2 protein-coding genes are annotated in these 1388 nt (G+C 69.1%); one reads left to right on the top strand and one right to left on the bottom strand.

Going from position 1 to position 1388, the window contains the following annotated elements; all coding sequences use genetic code 11:
* Window positions 1-110: 110 nt before the first annotated feature.
* Window positions 111-461, bottom strand: a complete 351-nt coding sequence (locus tag ACGFI8_RS48000; protein ID WP_392815822.1) for a hypothetical protein — start codon at window positions 459-461, stop codon at window positions 111-113.
* A gap of 49 nt (window positions 462-510) precedes the next feature.
* Between ACGFI8_RS48000 and ACGFI8_RS47995 the strand changes: the two genes are divergently transcribed.
* On the top strand, window positions 511-1388 hold an 878-nt coding region (locus ACGFI8_RS47995; protein ID WP_392815819.1), incomplete at its 3' end, for an IS630 family transposase.

Here is a 1388-nt window from a genome sequence, read left to right as displayed (position 1 = left end):
CGTACGCAGCCTTATCCGCCAGGCATGGACCCTCTACCGCTGGGACACCCGTCCCACCCGCCGACCATGAACGTCCACCTATTTGTGCGACCTCTAAGTGGTCCTCGGCGTTAATTCGTCGGGGGTTGGAGCCAGGCGGTGGGGTCGTTGAGGTAGAGGCCGCAGGCGCAGTCGAGGGCGTCTTCGGGGCTGCCGGCAGGTAGCCCGTTGGGTAGGAACGAGTCTTCGTAGCCGTCGCGGCTGGCGAGGTAGATCGCGAAACCCCAGATGCTGGCGGAGCCGGTGTAACGCAGCCGGCATAGCGGCAGGGCAGTGTCGTCGGCCAGTTGTCCACTGATGTAGGCGAATGCGCCGTGGTAGCGCACGTGCACAGCGGTCAGGGCAGGCCAGCGCTGTTCGGCGTGGCGGGTCAGACGTTGCCGCAGGCTGGTTTTGGTCGACTCCGGTGGTGACTTTGGCACAGCCTCCGATCCTGCCCTATCTACCCGGCGTGTCGCTGCGGTGCCGCGGATGATGATCTGGCAGAACATGCCGGTGTCCCCATCGAGTCCGTACCAGATCGAGCTGACCGCCGATGAGCGCGCCGCGTTGGAGGCGATGACCCGACCCACCACACAGGCCCGGATGATGCTGCGGGCGAAGATCGTACTTGCGGCTGCCGGCGGTGGCGCGAACACCGCGATCGCCGAGCAACAGCGGGTCCACGTGGACACGGTCCGCAAATGGCGGTCCCGGTTCTGGCGCCGGCGGCTGGCCGGGCTGGCCGACGCGGAGCGTTCCGGCCGGCCACGGCAGTTCACCGCGGTGCAGGCCGTCCAGGTCAAAGCCCTCGCCTGTGAGCTGCCCGCCACCCGTGGGGTACCGCTGTCGAGGTGGAGCGCCGCCGACCTGGCCGACGAAGCGGTCACCGCCGGCATCGTGGAGGACATCTCCGCCTCCACCGTGGCCCGCTGGCTGGCCGCCGACGCGATCAAACCCTGGCAGCACCGGTCCTGGATCGCGCCACGCAGCCCCGACTTCGCGCCGCGGGCAGCGACGGTGCTCGACCTGTACGCCGGCGTCTTCGACGGCGAGCCGCTCGGCGACGACGACTACGTACTCTGCTCGGACGAGAAAACCTCAATTCAGGCCCGCTGCCGCTGCCATCCCACCCTGCCACCTGGCCGGGCCCGGCTGATGCGGGTGGAACACGAATACGACCGCGGCGGCGCCCTGGCCTACCTGGCCGCCTGGGACGTCCACCGGGGCAAGGTCTTCGGCCGCTGCGAGCCGCGCACCGGCATCGCCCCGTTCGAGCAATGCTCGAAACCTGTGGATGAGCGTCGGGGGCGTACCCCCCGGCGGCGCTCCATGTCCAAGGAATCGAGTAGAGCCCGCGCGCCAACGCG

It is taken from the genome of Dactylosporangium sp. NPDC048998, assembly GCF_043197855.1.
Taxonomy (GTDB): Bacteria; Actinomycetota; Actinomycetes; order Mycobacteriales; family Micromonosporaceae; genus Dactylosporangium.
This window is presented reverse-complemented; position numbering and strand designations above follow the sequence as displayed.